Source organism: Picosynechococcus sp. NKBG15041c (genome assembly GCF_055380235.1).
The window spans coordinates 18,074-32,366 of record NZ_AP040366.1; the positions used below are offsets into that span (position 1 = coordinate 18,074).

Consider the following 14,293-nt stretch of genomic DNA (forward strand, 5'->3'; position numbering starts at 1 on the left):
ATCAGATGACTATCATTTATAGCTGTACTTTAGAGCTTCATGATAGTCTCTATTTCGCTACCCGTGAAATTGGGAGACTATACGAAACTGAAGCCGTCCTACATAATTATGCCTTAGCTTATATTTTAGGGTTTGTGGACAATCCTAAATATCAAACTGAAGTATCAACAGAAAATTCATATCGCTATTTTTGTGCTGAACAGATACCTAAATATAAGCAACATTTGGAGCCTCTGAATAAGCAAAATATTTACATCACACCAGCGAAACCAAAACATCATACTTCTGTTTTGAACACATGGAAATATGCTGATAATCACTATCATGTGGAGGTGAAACCCACATCCAAAAATATTCCGAGTTTTGGTCGAACCAAGGAAATTGCACCAGAAAGTGAGTTTGAGTTTTTTGTAATCTCGAAAGAAAAACTCAATTTTCCCCATTGGGTACGAATGGGTAAATGGTCATCAAAGGCTAAATTAGAGACCAAACTTCTGGAAATTGATAAACATTACTCAAATAAAGAGTTTACTTTTCCCTATTTGCTCAATCCTTTAGATGTGATGAAAAGCAATCAAATTCTTAGTTTTGACACGATTAACATGCCTCCTGTCAGCTTAATTCAAAACATTCACATGATTGGAGATTATTTCACTTTTAAGAATCTACCAAAACAAATGCAAGGTTTAAAACTACCAAGCAATATGTCCTATCAGTTTTCTGCTTAAGTAAATGCCCTATAGCTTAGTTATTAATTTTGTCCCGCGATCGCCACTGCTAAAAACCCATCTTAATGGTCGTAATCTCCATGCCTTATTTCTTGACCTGGTTAGTTCCGTTGATAAAGACCTAGGGACACAACTGCACCAACAGCAGAGTGAAAAAGCCTTTACCCTAAGTCCAGTGCAGATCAAGCTCAATCGTAATCGTAAGCTAATGCAATGGAGCTATCATCGGGCGATCACCCCTGGTACTCCCTGTTGGTGGCGCATTACCTTATTGGATGACAGCCTATTTGGAAAACTAGCTCATCTCTGGCTAAATATAAACCGCACGGAACCTTGGCAGTTAGGGTCTGCCGAGCTTGATATTATCAGTATCCTTTCCAATCCCCAGTCACAACAGCCATGGGCAAACTTTATTTCTTATACCAGACTCTATGAACAAGCCCTTGATGGCACAGATAGCCAAACTTCACAACAGGCAAGAAAAATAAATTTTAGATTCTGTACGCCTACAACATTTAGAAAAACACAATACGATGTTTCTCTACCAGATCGAGACTTGATTTTTCGGAGTTTACTTAAGCGATGGAATCAATATAGTGAAATTTCTTTTGAATTTACAGAGACTATTTTTGAGCCTATTTATCCTAGTTTTTTTGATATTAGAACTGAAATGGTCAGCGATAAGCGGAGTAAATTTATTGGCTGTATTGGTGAAATAAGTTTCAGTATTTTAGGAGATGTAAATACCCAAATTATTAAGCAAATTAATACCTTAGCCGACTTTTCTTTTTATGCAGGTATAGGACGAAAAACGCCGATGGGTATGGGACAAGTTTCTAGATATTAAAGGGTTCAAAATGGATGATTATTTACCTCTCGCTTATCTAAATGCATGGGAATATTGCCCAAGACGTTTTTACTTTGAATATGTACTTGGGGAGATGGAAATTAATGACCATATTATTCGGGGAAACCATCTCCACAGAAACATCAACGAAGCTGGGACATCAATTGAAGGAGATACCCGAATTCATAGGCAGCAATGGGTTTGGAGCGATCGCCTAAAAGTTAAAGGTATTATCGATGCAGTAGAAGAGACTGATGGCTTACTGATTCCCCTCGAATATAAGAAAGGAAAAATGGGGAAACACCTCAATGATCATTTCCAACTTTGCGCCGCAGCCCTATGCCTAGAGGAACGCACCAAACAAGAAATTCCCTACGGTGAAATTTTTTATTACGGCAATCGACGGCGACAACAGGTTGAATTTACCCAAACTCTCCGAAACTTGACCGAGCAAGCGATTATGGCAGCCCATCTTGCTAGTAATCGCCCCATGCCATTACCGATCACTAATCAGAAAAAATGTACTGACTGTAGCCTGAAACGACTATGTTTACCCAAAGAAATTAAAAAACTCGTTAAATCTCATTAACTATGTCAACTCTATACCTAACTCAGCCAGATGCCATTCTGAGCAAACAACAAGAAGCATTCAAGATTGCCCTGAAATCTGAAGATGGCACATGGAAAAAACAATCGATTCCCGCTCAAACCTTGGAAGATATTGTTCTTCTGGGTTATCCCAGCATGACAGGGGAAGCCTTTGGATATGCCCTAGAACTTGGTTTACCTGTGCATTATCTCAGTCGCTTTGGTAAATATGTTGGCTCTGCTCTCCCCAATGAATCCCGCAATGGTCAACTGCGTCTTGCTCAATTTCGCGCCCATGAGAACCCAAACCAACGCTTAGATATCGTCAAGGCGATCGCCAAAGGAAAAATCCACAACCAATACAATCTCCTCTACCGTCGCGGCCAAAAAGAAAATCCCCTCAAAGGACGCGAAAAACTGGTACTTCAGAAACATTCCCTCGATGAAATACGGGGTGTTGAAGGATTAGCCGCGCGGGAATACTTTGCCTGCTGGCAGGACATTTTAGGAGACCAATGGGAATTTACCGGACGTTTTCGTCGTCCCCCCACCGACCCCGTCAATGCTCTCTTGAGTTTCGGTTATGGCTTACTTCGTACTCAAGTCACTGCTGCTGCCCATATTGCCGGACTCGATCCCTACATCGGCTTTCTCCATGAAACCACCCGTGGTCAGCCAGCTCTCGTTCTCGACCTTATGGAAGAATTTCGCCCCCTCATCGCCGATAGCGTAGTCCTCACCGTCCTCAAACAAAAAGAAATTAAACCCAAAGATTTTGCCGAAAGCCTAGGCGCTCATCGCCTCAAAGATGATGCCTGTAAAGTATTTCTATCTGCCTTTGATCGTAAGCTCTGCTCAGAATTCAAACATCCCATCTTTAACTATAAATGCACCTATCGCCGTGCTATTGAACTTCAAGCCAGACTCCTCGCCCGACATCTCCAAGAAGGCATTACCTATGAACCTTTAATCATTCGATGAATACCCTTCTTTATCTCGTTATCTATGACCTACCTTCGACAAAATCTGGTGACAAACGCCGAAAACGATTATTTGAACTACTCTCAGGCTACGGGAAATGGAAACAATTCAGCGTCTTTGAATGTTTTCTCACTGCCAAACAATTTGCTCAACTACAAACCACCATAGAAAAACTCATCAAACCAGATGAAGATGCTGTCTGTATTTATATTCTCGATGCCACTGCCATCAAAAAGGCGATCGCCTACGGTACATCTACGCCAGAAAAACCGGGTAGTATCATTATTTAGATTTGACCTAAAATCAAATTGGCAAACCCATAGCGTGACCAAAAACCCTAGGGACTTTGCCAAAACCTTCAGAACCTTGAAAACTCGATACTTTTTAATGCTGAAAGGTCAACAACTTGTAGGGCTATCATGGATAACATGAGATGCATGGAACGACATCCGCCAAATGAGCTTTGCAAAGCTAGGTGTCGTAAGAGTCCTGGCTCGCGGACTTTCCAACCACTAAATCCCGACTACGGGACTGAAACCAAGCAACGCCTGGTTTAGTTGGCGCATGGAACGACTTTCCAACCACTAAATCCCGACTACGGGACTGAAACAAGTAATTTTTCAACATTTAAACAATCTGGATTTACTTTCCAACCACTAAATCCCGACTACGGGACTGAAACGACGATAGGGGAGGCTTTTGATGAGTTGATCGAAAGCTTTCCAACCACTAAATCCCGACTACGGGACTGAAACCAATCACAGCATTCTCGACGGCGGCGTCGAGCGTTTAACTTTCCAACCACTAAATCCCGACTACGGGACTGAAACTTTGGCTGACCTTAAAGGCTGTGGGGGAATTGAAGAAACTTTCCAACCACTAAATCCCGACTACGGGACTGAAACATTTTTTTTTGATTCTACACTGTTTCGGCTCCTCCAACTTTCCAACCACTAAATCCCGACTACGGGACTGAAACAAACTTTGGGCGCTGTTGAGGCGGCTTTATATCTGGCTTTCCAACCACTAAATCCCGACTACGGGACTGAAACTTTGATCGGCTTGCCGTCGATCACCCTGGGAGAATTAGGCTTTCCAACCACTAAATCCCGACTACGGGACTGAAACCCCAGCTCCCACCGTGCCACCGTATCCCTGGTAACTTTCCAACCACTAAATCCCGACTACGGGACTGAAACTTTTCTTTTTTATACTGCCCAAGACGGCGATCAGACTTTCCAACCACTAAATCCCGACTACGGGACTGAAACTAAATAGAAACCAAGGCTAAGCACTTCGTTAGGGTTGCTTTCCAACCACTAAATCCCGACTACGGGACTGAAACTAATCCTAAAGCGCGTCGGGCTACCATCTCTGTTTGCTTTCCAACCACTAAATCCCGACTACGGGACTGAAACCCTTTGCAGCCAAACAATGGGCGCGATCAATTGGTCTTTCCAACCACTAAATCCCGACTACGGGACTGAAACAGATGTCAATGTCCCGGCTTATTGTTCATTGATGACTTTCCAACCACTAAATCCCGACTACGGGACTGAAACAGATGTCAATGTCCCGGCTTATTGTTCATTGATGACTTTCCAACCACTAAATCCCGACTACGGGACTGAAACTCCGTAATCGCAACGACCTTATCCCATTCAACATTATTCTTTCCAACCACTAAATCCCGACTACGGGACTGAAACCCAATCGTCATCTTCGTAGACCCTAGTGAATGTCCAATCTTTCCAACCACTAAATCCCGACTACGGGACTGAAACAATGCTAACGCGACCGCTTACGAGATGAAGACAATCTACTTTCCAACCACTAAATCCCGACTACGGGACTGAAACAAGCAGGGGATTGGTGGTTGATTAATTAATGATTGCTTTCCAACCACTAAATCCCGACTACGGGACTGAAACAACTCGTTGGTTGACTGAGCGATGATCTCTTGCCACTTTCCAACCACTAAATCCCGACTACGGGACTGAAACTTCGGACTTATCAGAGCCTTGGGCTAAAGAGAATGCTTTCCAACCACTAAATCCCGACTACGGGACTGAAACCAGCCTTGGGGTCAGCAGCAACAATATTTCGGCTTTCCAACCACTAAATCCCGACTACGGGACTGAAACACCACACTGGCGGCTTGTGGCCCCAGTTAATAATCTTTCCAACCACTAAATCCCGACTACGGGACTGAAACTGGAAGCTGTTGATGACAATGAATAAGAAAAACACTTTCCAACCACTAAATCCCGACTACGGGACTGAAACTTTAACGGTGATGCCGCCTGGGGGATAACTAATTCTTTCCAACCACTAAATCCCGACTACGGGACTGAAACCGGGACGCCCTGCACCATCCCGTTTCCCGCCTCTCTTTCCAACCACTAAATCCCGACTACGGGACTGAAACTAGATAGTAGTGGTTCAGACTTCTTTTTTCTAATACTTTCCAACCACTAAATCCCGACTACGGGACTGAAACCGGTCCACTGAACTCGCAAAGGAACTTTGGTTAAACTTTCCAACCACTAAATCCCGACTACGGGACTGAAACATTGCTGGATTCGTGCAATCGAGGGTAACGCTCACCACTTTCCAACCACTAAATCCCGACTACGGGACTGAAACACACCCTGCTGTGGATATTATGGTCACCCATGGGGCTTTCCAACCACTAAATCCCGACTACGGGACTGAAACATATAGGAGAAAATCGGTGCAAACATGAGCAGAACTTTCCAACCACTAAATCCCGACTACGGGACTGAAACGGAAAACTAAGCTTTCGGGTATTCGGGCGGCTGTGCTTTCCAACCACTAAATCCCGACTACGGGACTGAAACCTGCTGCCCTAACTCATCCATCGGCATAATGTACTTTCCAACCACTAAATCCCGACTACGGGACTGAAACTTTTGTTGGTCTTTAACCGACTGGATACAGTATATTCTTTCCAACCACTAAATCCCGACTACGGGACTGAAACTATTGACTCTCTTTTAACATCAGAAAATATTTAACTTTCCAACCACTAAATCCCGACTACGGGACTGAAACACAGCTTTATATATTACTCTTCTTCTTCATCGCCAGACTTTCCAACCACTAAATCCCGACTACGGGACTGAAACAAACGTTACCGAGCTGATTATCAGTCTGCGTATCGGCTTTCCAACCACTAAATCCCGACTACGGGACTGAAACAAATAAAGCAAACATGACCGTTGATCAGCTTATCTTTCCAACCACTAAATCCCGACTACGGGACTGAAACATCGATGATGCCCACGCTATTTGTCTCTGTTGTGGCTTTCCAACCACTAAATCCCGACTACGGGACTGAAACCTTGTTTATGGGTTAAAAAGGGATATCGTCAGGACTTTCCAACCACTAAATCCCGACTACGGGACTGAAACAGGGAAGTGGGCAACGAAAGCGGCAGAGGTAGCAGCAGCAGGCTTTCCAACCACTAAATCCCGACTACGGGACTGAAACCTAATCACCGAGATTCGTGCGTTGAATATGCGCCTTTCCAACCACTAAATCCCGACTACGGGACTGAAACAAACAATTGTCTTGAATTTCTTACGGATATCCTCCTTTCCAACCACTAAATCCCGACTACGGGACTGAAACTGGAGAAAATGCAGGCACTAGCAGAACGTATATTCTTTCCAACCACTAAATCCCGACTACGGGACTGAAACCTGGGAGACTTTTGGGACGTTGGTCGTGATAGGTCGGTCTTTCCAACCACTAAATCCCGACTACGGGACTGAAACTGGTTGGTAAAACCATTGATTTTGAAGGCTTTCAGCTTTCCAACCACTAAATCCCGACTACGGGACTGAAACTTGATTCGGCTGCAAATAATTTGCCAGCTCCAGGCCACTTTCCAACCACTAAATCCCGACTACGGGACTGAAACGGGGGCTTTCTTGCCACGCCCCCCAACGGGTTTATTCTTTCCAACCACTAAATCCCGACTACGGGACTGAAACCCCTGTTTTGGTGCATCGTTCTCAATTTGATAACCCTTTCCAACCACTAAATCCCGACTACGGGACTGAAACCAGATTTCCAGGTGGCGATTAAAGTTGCACGTTTTTCTTTCCAACCACTAAATCCCGACTACGGGACTGAAACTTTTGGTGAGGGGCAGTCCTCCCTTGACATTCCTTCCGCTTTCCAACCACTAAATCCCGACTACGGGACTGAAACTAATAATCAATGTACCTTGTTAACTGCATATCAACTGTCCAAGCACTAAATCCCGACTATTTTTTCCACTAAATTTTCTTGCTTACACACGATTCCTGACAATCCCATTTCCTTTGAAGAAATTATTGCACTATTACCCAACCAAGAGAGTAGGATCCTCAGCATCTAGAATACCGATGCCGAAACTCATATCTTTGTCATTAGCTATCTATCCCGCAGTAACCCTAAAGAAATTCGGCTCATTTTCCCTATTCCGGCAGTTAAATCGCTCCCAACCCGTGGTGACTCTCCACAGTTGCCCAGATTTAACCTATCAAGCATTAGAAACACTCTTAACAGAACAATGGCTAATTCCCTACCAAGAAAATAACGGCCAAGCCATGAACCTAGAGCAGTTAATTCAAGAACACCTAAAAGGCATTAAAGAATTGACTATCATTCCCCACCTGGGTCTACACCATATTCCCTTTGTCGCCCTACTCCTCGATGATACCCAAGCAACCGTTACTAGCAACTTCCTAGGACAACACCCGCATTAAGCTCAAGGAAAAGACCATGATCACAAAAAGAATTCAGAACACTATCCACAAAACCTACCTAGGGAATCAGTTCTAAATCCGGGTACCGCCCAGTTGCCAGATCTTGAAATTCTGAACCAAGTATTCATCCACTGTTGTGAGACCAACCTGGGAAACCAGACATGACAAACAACCTACTAACCCTGAGAATCGGTTTCTCCTGTGCGGGAGCGCAAACAAACGGTAATTTCTTCCCTGTAAGCTATAGATGATCTAGCGACGGCAATCTTTACTAGTTACTACTAATAAGTCCCTGAAAAAAACTCAGAAACCAGTATTAGCCCTACAACAAGCTCAACATCGTTTACAACAAGCGCCCATTACCGAGCTGTGCCGTGATTTTCCGGAGTTAGCCCAACAGCTCAACACAGGCAACCCAAATCAACAGTCCTATGCAGCGTCCTTCGGATGGGCTGGTTTCATCTGTCAAGGGGCTTAAAAGCACAGATTCTGAATATTTGATACGCCCTACAAAAGCCCTAGAGAACCCAAGCATGCTCATCAAATTTTGCTTAAAACGTCGCACCTAGTCCCAAGCGTGGAAGTTGGTTGCACTAGCTGGTTACCCATAACGTTATGGGTAATTCTGTAAAGTTGTGTGTAATCGCAGTAATGCCTAGTTTTCGGAGCTTAGATCCTCTCAAGCTTGGATAATTCCCCTTTTTTTCAGTTCTCAAAAAATAATTTAGCGACTTTATCCGAATCTGGAACGCCTTTTTCTCTTAGGGATCGAAGCGTTCAATTTTTTGTATGTCGCACTCAACTTATTTCAAACCCACTCGTCTAGTCGAAACCCTCAGCATTCCCCTCAGTCTGCTGTTGCTGAGACTGGGACAACCGCTCTGGGCAATGGTTCCCATCAGTATCTATGCCATCCTGTTCATCCCCAAAGGGTTACGGGCGTTTCAACGCTTAAAATCTCGGTCTAAATTTCTTGCCGCTCTGTCTGCCTTAGCGATGTTGAGTTTGTGCATCAGTCCTCCCGTGATGGCGATCGAATATTCTTTTCTGTTGCAAGCCACCCAAACGGCAATGGAAACCTGCATTTTTAGTCAAATTGCCGGACTGTCAGTACTTTCAGGACTGATTTTTACGGCGATTCGGGGTGGTGTTGTGCTTGGTTTAGCGTTCGTTGCGTTTGAGGCTTGGCAGGAAAAACGCAAACAGCAGGATTCCTCGGAGCAGATTAAAACGATTGTCTATGCGATTGTCTCCATCGTCGTCGTCGGGGCGATCGAACCGCTCATTATGGGTAGTGGTTGCGGAGGTTAGGCATCATGTCTGTGAAAAATACCAAGGTCAATAAGTCCTTTCGTCGCCGCGCTAATTTTTTCGTCTTCAGCCCTGAACACATTATCCCGTTTGGGTTATCGCTCTTTTTTGGGTTCATCGTCGTCGGGGTTTGGTTCCAAGCGGGTTTTATCTGGGTCATGGTCTACACCTGCGCTCCCTTCATCACTTGGCTGATTGTTGCGGGTCAATCTCCGGCAAGAACAGCGGCGAAATATCAGCATCCTCCCCGTTGGCGGCGTGGTCGGGGTCGCTATTCGGTTTGGCTGAAACGGACTCCTACACCCGCGATTAGTCAACAAATTTTACGTCAGGAGGATTTACGGTAATGGGTTTAGCAACAGCGATTCAGGCTTTACGTGGTGATATCCCGACGGATTATTTGCCTGCCATTGAGAATTTTTTGGATCTTGCCAAAGTTGTTTGTCTGCGAAAAGGAGGTCACGATATTTGGGCGATCGCCAATACCCAAGGCGATTTAACCCAATTTTCCTTTAGCGCGTCCTATCAATGCATCCATGCCAATGAAGCCCACGAGCCTTCCATGGCGGGTTTATTGTCGGTGCTGAAAGGTTTAGCGGAACAGGAAAAACTCACTTTTTCGACGCAGGTGAATTCTCATTTTGAGGCTTCCCCAGCGGATCATTTACCGAATCCAGCGGCACAATTACTCTGGCTGAACAAGGACAGTACGCGCCGCAATCTCGCCCACAGTAAACAACGCAAGCAGATCAGTTATCGCATTGATAGCACTTTCACCGTCGATGGGGCGGCGGTTGATTCGGAGAATGGGGTCGAAAAATTCTTTTCCAAGGTGATTCGCCGTTGGGAAGCTCTGTTCACCGATGCTGAATATGAGCGGGAATACGACACGTTGTTAACGTTGTTTCATTCTGCTTATCGGGCGGGGATTGAGTTTGAGAAAACTCTCTATGCCACGCTGAAACTGGATCAGGCGCAGCTCTATGATGGCGATCGCCTCTGGCATTTACTCAATCAGGCGATCGGCGGAAATTCGGCATTACCTTACTATTTATTTGTCGATCTCGATGAGCCTCATCCAGAAATTTTAGAGTTTAATCGAGCGGGTGAAAGGCTGACGGGACAACCTTTATCGCTCCTATCTCAGCTTTTTACCGACGACAATTTTCCACGGGCGCATCAGGAGCATCTCTGGCTTCCCGCACGGCAACAATATTGCGCGATTTTGGGTTTTGAGGATTTGCCCGACGAGTTCACCTCACCGGAGCATAAATACCGTTGGCTCTGGGATTGCCTGATTTCACTGGATCTCAGCGATTATGACCTGATTACCCAATACAGTTATGCCTCGGTGGATGGCGTGCGCAAATCGTTGCAAAATTACACCAAACAGCAACTCCGCACTTCCAACAAAAATGGTCAAGCAGACCAAACGGCGGTGGTTACATCCGAGGAGGCGATGGAGGCGCAACGGCTGATTCAGCAAGGAGATTATCCGGTTTATGTGGGTGTGGCGATTCTCGTTTACGCGCCTGATTTGGACATTCTCCGCGACAAACTCACCCTGATTCGTAAGGGTTTTAATCGTCCCACTCGCCTGTTTCAAGAACGGGATTATGTTTGGCGGATTTGGCTGCAAACGTTGCCGATCAAGCTGGAATTATTGTGGCGTTGTGCGGGCTTTGTGACAGGCGATTATCGGCTCTCCATCAATGCTTCAGCGGCGTTGGGCTTGGTCAATCTCACGGGCATCGTCAATCAGGCGGAGACAGGCACGGAATTTATCAGTATTCAAGGAGGCGTACCCTTTCGCGCCAGTCTGGAGGATGAATTTGGCAGTCCGCGTCATGGGGTTGTCTACGGTAGAACGGCTTCGGGCAAGTCGGTTTTGGTGGGCGATATGCTCGTGGAGGCGGCGTTCACGGGAGCGCAAATTACCTCCATGGATTTGATTGTGCCGTCTGAAACTGAGGCAGAGGAGGAAACTCAGAAGACTTCATCGACCTATTCCGCGCTGATTAAATTTCTCGGTGGCACGGAGTTTGACCCTTCCCGTGAAGCCTCCAATATTCTGGAATTGCCGGATTTATCGCACTTTTCGCCCCAAACTCAACTGGAACGGCGGGATGCGTTTGTGGAATCCATCGAGGCAATGATGCAAGCCTTGGTGCTGGATGGGGTCACGGATTCGGGTTTAGCGACGCAGGTTGAGTTTATTCTCACGACGGCGATCGCCCGTTTTTATCGTGATCCCGAAATTCTTGAACGCATTGAAACAGCTCAAAAACAGGGGATTAATTCTGCTGCATGGCAAGCCTATCCGACCCTTCAGGATTTCTACGAGCGGGTCAATTATTCGCTGGTGCAGAACGACGATGAGGGGCAACGGCAGGCGGTAAATTTCATCCGTTCCGCCCTGATGAGTTGGATTGAAGGCGCAATGGGGAAACAGATTGCCCAACCTTCCAGCGTTGATTTTTTCCATACGCCCTACCTGCAATTTTCCTGTCTCAAACCCAGTTCCGAGAAGAAAGCACGGGTGTTAGGGTTGATGATTTGCAATATTGCCCAACGCCGCGCCCTGCAATGTTCCCGCTCGATTTTCTACATCGATGAGGCTTCCATTTGGCTCGAATATGCGGGTCTGGCGAAATACGTCGGTGTGCAAATGGCAACGGCGCGAAAGTCTGGTTTGACAGTCATTTTGACCACTCAGGATCCGGTGATTATCGAAACCAATGCCGCCAGTGCCAAGATGCGCACCAATCTTTCGCTGCGAATTACTGGGCGAATTAACGGGGACGACATCGACCATTACCACCGCATCCATCGCACACCTGAAGCGATTATCAGCGAAAACGTGGCGAGTACCTTCAAAGCTGATCGCCGTCGGGGTACTTCCCAATGGCTCGTGGATGGCGATCGCCGCTATACCCACGGACGTTATTTTGCCAGCCCAATTCTCGTCGGTTTATTAGCGAACAACAAAGAACAAGTCATCGCCCGCGATCGCTTCTTTGAACAATATTCCAATCCCCTCGAAGCCGCCGCACGATGGGGCGCACATTTCCAAACCTGTATGCAACAGGGCAAACTATTAGAGGATTTTTAACCATGAAAAATTGTACAAAAAAACTACTCATTATCATCCCGCTCTCCACAGGCATCATCTTAGTTTCCTCCGCTAAAAGTGAAGCCTCCGTCCTCGATATCTTAAAAAACGCTTGGAATCAGACAGCCCAAATGGTCTCTTCCACCTTTGAAACCTATGTAGGAAGCCATGTTGAAGACTTTCTTCAGGTGTACCTGCCCCAAGGCATTGAAGCGATTACGGGTGCATTAGGCTTGCCCGATCCCAGTGAAATTTTCGCCGACATTCGTGACAATGCCACCCTCAATCAAACCGACATTAACGACATTTCGGAAGGGGTTTTTAGACAAGCAGAGATTGCCGCTGGCACTTCCAGCACCCTTGGAGAAATTATCTTTTCCGCCGAAGGACAACAAAACACCGAACAATTGGCGGAAACTGCCACACAAATTTCCAGCTCATCGGGCGAACTGGCAGAACAATGTCAAAGTCTGAATATCACCCAGGAAGTTATGAAATGTATGACGCTACAGATGGCAAATGAAACCCAGCTTTCCCGCATTCAGATCGAGCAGAATCAGCAGATTCTTCAACAACTTGCTGCCAATAACATCGCCCAAGCTAATGTTGTCAAAACCCTGACTCGCGACGAACGCACTAAGCAAGCAGCACAGGATCAGGCTGCCAATCAGATTCTCCGTGAGGTGCAATTTAATAATGCACTAGTTGATGATCTTTAAGCTAGTTTATTTTCTTGAATAAAAAAGGAATAAGTTTCAAATTGGGCTTGTTCTTTTTTTATTCACTCGACGATTCTTAGCTCTTTAGGACAATTAGCAAAATAGATCAATATTCATTAAACGGCTATATTTTCTAAGTTTAAGGCAACAACTTCTTTATGAAGCTGTTCACCAATTTTATCTTCTGTAATGTCTAGATCATAATCCATTTGCAAACCCAACCAAAAACGAGATGACATATTAAAATAAAGGGCTAAGCGTAGGGCTGTATCTGCGGTAATACGTCGTTTTCCCTGCACAATTTCATTGATTCTACGGGCAGGAACTCGAATTGCTAAAGCCAGTTTATTTTGACTAAGATTCATTGGTTTTAAAAATTCTTCTAGGAGAATTTCACCGGGATGAATAGGTAATAATTTTTCTTCAGTCATGTTTTTATTTAATGGTAATCAACAATTTCTACATCTATGACTTCACCTTCTTCCCAACTAAAACAAATTCGCCATTGGTTATTAATACGAATACTATACTGACCTTGGCGATCGCCTTTGAGTGCCTCTAACCGATTAGCTGGCGGGACTTTAAGATCCTGTAAGGTTTCGGCACGGTTTAACATTCGTAGTTTTCTCAGGGCAACCTGCTGGATATCACTGGGAAGTTTACGGGAGCGTTGTCGTTCAAAGATTTTTTGAGTTTCTTTGTCTTTAAAATTACGAATCACATGATGTTTTTAACAGGTTATCCCTAGTATATAACGAGACGCGTTAAACGTCTTGAGGAGCTTTTGGATCTCCAACCGAACGATCAGGGGTTGAGTAGCATTGGAACGAAAAAGTAGGTTAAGGATTTTAAAATCACTCACAATTTTCTTCTGACAAGGATTCCCGCATTCCTTTTTGGACTAGCAGGCGCGTTAGAAGTCAATTTCTTCGTGGGCTGAGGGTTGAATAGTTGGACTGACCATCAACTCCCGCAATAAATCCCGCTCTGGGTGAGCCTTGACCAGTGCTTGAATAGCTTCATCGTCAAGAATTTCCACCATTTCTGACAGTTTTAGAGAAGCGGCTGATAATTTACCTTGGATGTGGGCATTTTGGGAACGGGCGGCTCTGGCGTAGGCGTAATCGAGGCGGGATTGGCAGGATTGCAGATTGCTCACCAGTTTGCTGAGGGCGGTGGCAAGTACGGCTTGGTTGAGTTCGTGGACGGTTTTTTGTTGGTCATTCAT

The 14,293-nt window shown here is 45.3% G+C and carries 13 protein-coding genes and 1 CRISPR repeat array; of the genes, 10 read left to right on the top strand and 3 right to left on the bottom strand.

Translation table 11 applies throughout. The features are described from left to right. Positions 1 to 5 precede the first annotated feature (5 nt). The 10 genes from cas5d (at position 6) to ACZ45B_RS14635 (ending at position 13,065) form a co-directional block, all read left to right on the top strand. Entirely contained in the window at positions 6 to 728 is a 723-nt protein-coding gene (cas5d, locus tag ACZ45B_RS14590; protein WP_024547050.1) for a type I-D CRISPR-associated protein Cas5/Csc1, read from the top strand. A gap of 4 nt (positions 729 to 732) precedes the next feature. Further along, the gene (gene cas6, locus ACZ45B_RS14595; protein ID WP_464675052.1) at positions 733 to 1,575 is read left to right on the top strand and encodes a CRISPR-associated endoribonuclease Cas6; all 843 of its coding nucleotides are present in this window, start codon (positions 733 to 735) and stop codon (positions 1,573 to 1,575) included. 10 nt (positions 1,576 to 1,585) lie between these two features. Next, positions 1,586 to 2,164, top strand: a complete 579-nt coding sequence (cas4, locus tag ACZ45B_RS14600; protein WP_024547049.1) for a CRISPR-associated protein Cas4 — start codon at positions 1,586 to 1,588, stop codon at positions 2,162 to 2,164. Positions 2,165 to 2,166: 2 nt separating this feature from the next. Further along, positions 2,167 to 3,144 (top strand): type I-D CRISPR-associated endonuclease Cas1d, encoded by a 978-nt coding sequence (gene cas1d / locus ACZ45B_RS14605; protein WP_024547048.1) that lies wholly within the window; start codon positions 2,167 to 2,169, stop codon positions 3,142 to 3,144. Next, the gene (gene cas2, locus ACZ45B_RS14610; protein ID WP_024547047.1) at positions 3,141 to 3,434 is read left to right on the top strand and encodes a CRISPR-associated endonuclease Cas2; all 294 of its coding nucleotides are present in this window, start codon (positions 3,141 to 3,143) and stop codon (positions 3,432 to 3,434) included. Before cas1d ends, cas2 begins: the two co-directional genes overlap by 4 nt. Positions 3,435 to 3,645: 211 nt before the next feature. Then, positions 3,646 to 7,384: direct repeats of the CRISPR family, unit length 37 nt; unit sequence CTTTCCAACCACTAAATCCCGACTACGGGACTGAAAC. Positions 7,385 to 7,560: 176 nt separating this feature from the next. Continuing rightward, a complete protein-coding gene (locus ACZ45B_RS14615) occupies positions 7,561 to 7,923 on the top strand; it encodes a hypothetical protein (protein ID WP_038028004.1) in 363 nt (120 codons plus the stop codon). 789 nt (positions 7,924 to 8,712) lie between these two features. Then, positions 8,713 to 9,234 carry a hypothetical protein gene (locus ACZ45B_RS14620; RefSeq protein WP_024546918.1) on the top strand — a complete coding sequence of 174 codons (522 nt, stop codon included), beginning with the start codon at positions 8,713 to 8,715 and terminating at the stop codon, positions 9,232 to 9,234. Positions 9,235 to 9,239: 5 nt separating this feature from the next. Continuing rightward, positions 9,240 to 9,581: a hypothetical protein gene (locus ACZ45B_RS14625; protein ID WP_024546919.1), complete on the top strand. Its 342-nt coding sequence runs from the start codon at positions 9,240 to 9,242 to the stop codon at positions 9,579 to 9,581. Continuing rightward, positions 9,581 to 12,346 (top strand): hypothetical protein, encoded by a 2,766-nt coding sequence (locus ACZ45B_RS14630; protein WP_024546920.1) that lies wholly within the window; start codon positions 9,581 to 9,583, stop codon positions 12,344 to 12,346. Before ACZ45B_RS14625 ends, ACZ45B_RS14630 begins: the two co-directional genes overlap by 1 nt. Positions 12,347 to 12,348: 2 nt before the next feature. Next, on the top strand, positions 12,349 to 13,065 hold the full coding sequence (locus ACZ45B_RS14635; RefSeq protein ID WP_024546921.1) for a hypothetical protein: 717 nt from the start codon (positions 12,349 to 12,351) through the stop codon (positions 13,063 to 13,065). A gap of 116 nt (positions 13,066 to 13,181) precedes the next feature. On the opposite strand, the gene ACZ45B_RS14640 is transcribed toward ACZ45B_RS14635, so the two are convergent. The 3 genes from ACZ45B_RS14640 to ACZ45B_RS14650 all read right to left on the bottom strand — a co-directional run bounded on the left by ACZ45B_RS14640 (position 13,182) and on the right by ACZ45B_RS14650 (position 14,293). After that, on the bottom strand, positions 13,182 to 13,496 hold the full coding sequence (locus tag ACZ45B_RS14640) for a HigA family addiction module antitoxin (protein WP_024546922.1): 315 nt from the start codon (positions 13,494 to 13,496) through the stop codon (positions 13,182 to 13,184). A gap of 8 nt (positions 13,497 to 13,504) precedes the next feature. Continuing rightward, positions 13,505 to 13,786, bottom strand: a complete 282-nt coding sequence (locus ACZ45B_RS14645; RefSeq protein WP_024546923.1) for a type II toxin-antitoxin system RelE/ParE family toxin — start codon at positions 13,784 to 13,786, stop codon at positions 13,505 to 13,507. Between the two features lie 192 nt (positions 13,787 to 13,978). Then, the gene (locus ACZ45B_RS14650; protein WP_024546924.1) at positions 13,979 to 14,293 is read right to left on the bottom strand and encodes a hypothetical protein; all 315 of its coding nucleotides are present in this window, start codon (positions 14,291 to 14,293) and stop codon (positions 13,979 to 13,981) included.

What these genes read in the sequence shown, in the direction of transcription:
- ACZ45B_RS14635 (WP_024546921.1), top strand. Translation starts at nt 12,349, where the DNA reads ATGAAAAATTGTACAAAAAAACTACTCATTATCATCCCGCTCTCCACA.
- ACZ45B_RS14650 (WP_024546924.1), bottom strand. Translation starts at nt 14,293, where the DNA reads ATGAATGACCAACAAAAAACCGTCCACGAACTCAACCAAGCCGTACTT.
- cas4 (WP_024547049.1), top strand. Translation starts at nt 1,586, where the DNA reads ATGGATGATTATTTACCTCTCGCTTATCTAAATGCATGGGAATATTGC.
- cas6 (WP_464675052.1), top strand. Translation starts at nt 733, where the DNA reads ATGCCCTATAGCTTAGTTATTAATTTTGTCCCGCGATCGCCACTGCTA.
- ACZ45B_RS14625 (WP_024546919.1), top strand. Translation starts at nt 9,240, where the DNA reads ATGTCTGTGAAAAATACCAAGGTCAATAAGTCCTTTCGTCGCCGCGCT.
- ACZ45B_RS14640 (WP_024546922.1), bottom strand. Translation starts at nt 13,496, where the DNA reads ATGACTGAAGAAAAATTATTACCTATTCATCCCGGTGAAATTCTCCTA.
- ACZ45B_RS14615 (WP_038028004.1), top strand. Translation starts at nt 7,561, where the DNA reads ATGCCGAAACTCATATCTTTGTCATTAGCTATCTATCCCGCAGTAACC.
- cas1d (WP_024547048.1), top strand. Translation starts at nt 2,167, where the DNA reads ATGTCAACTCTATACCTAACTCAGCCAGATGCCATTCTGAGCAAACAA.
- ACZ45B_RS14630 (WP_024546920.1), top strand. Translation starts at nt 9,581, where the DNA reads ATGGGTTTAGCAACAGCGATTCAGGCTTTACGTGGTGATATCCCGACG.
- cas5d (WP_024547050.1), top strand. Translation starts at nt 6, where the DNA reads ATGACTATCATTTATAGCTGTACTTTAGAGCTTCATGATAGTCTCTAT.
- cas2 (WP_024547047.1), top strand. Translation starts at nt 3,141, where the DNA reads ATGAATACCCTTCTTTATCTCGTTATCTATGACCTACCTTCGACAAAA.
- ACZ45B_RS14620 (WP_024546918.1), top strand. Translation starts at nt 8,713, where the DNA reads ATGTCGCACTCAACTTATTTCAAACCCACTCGTCTAGTCGAAACCCTC.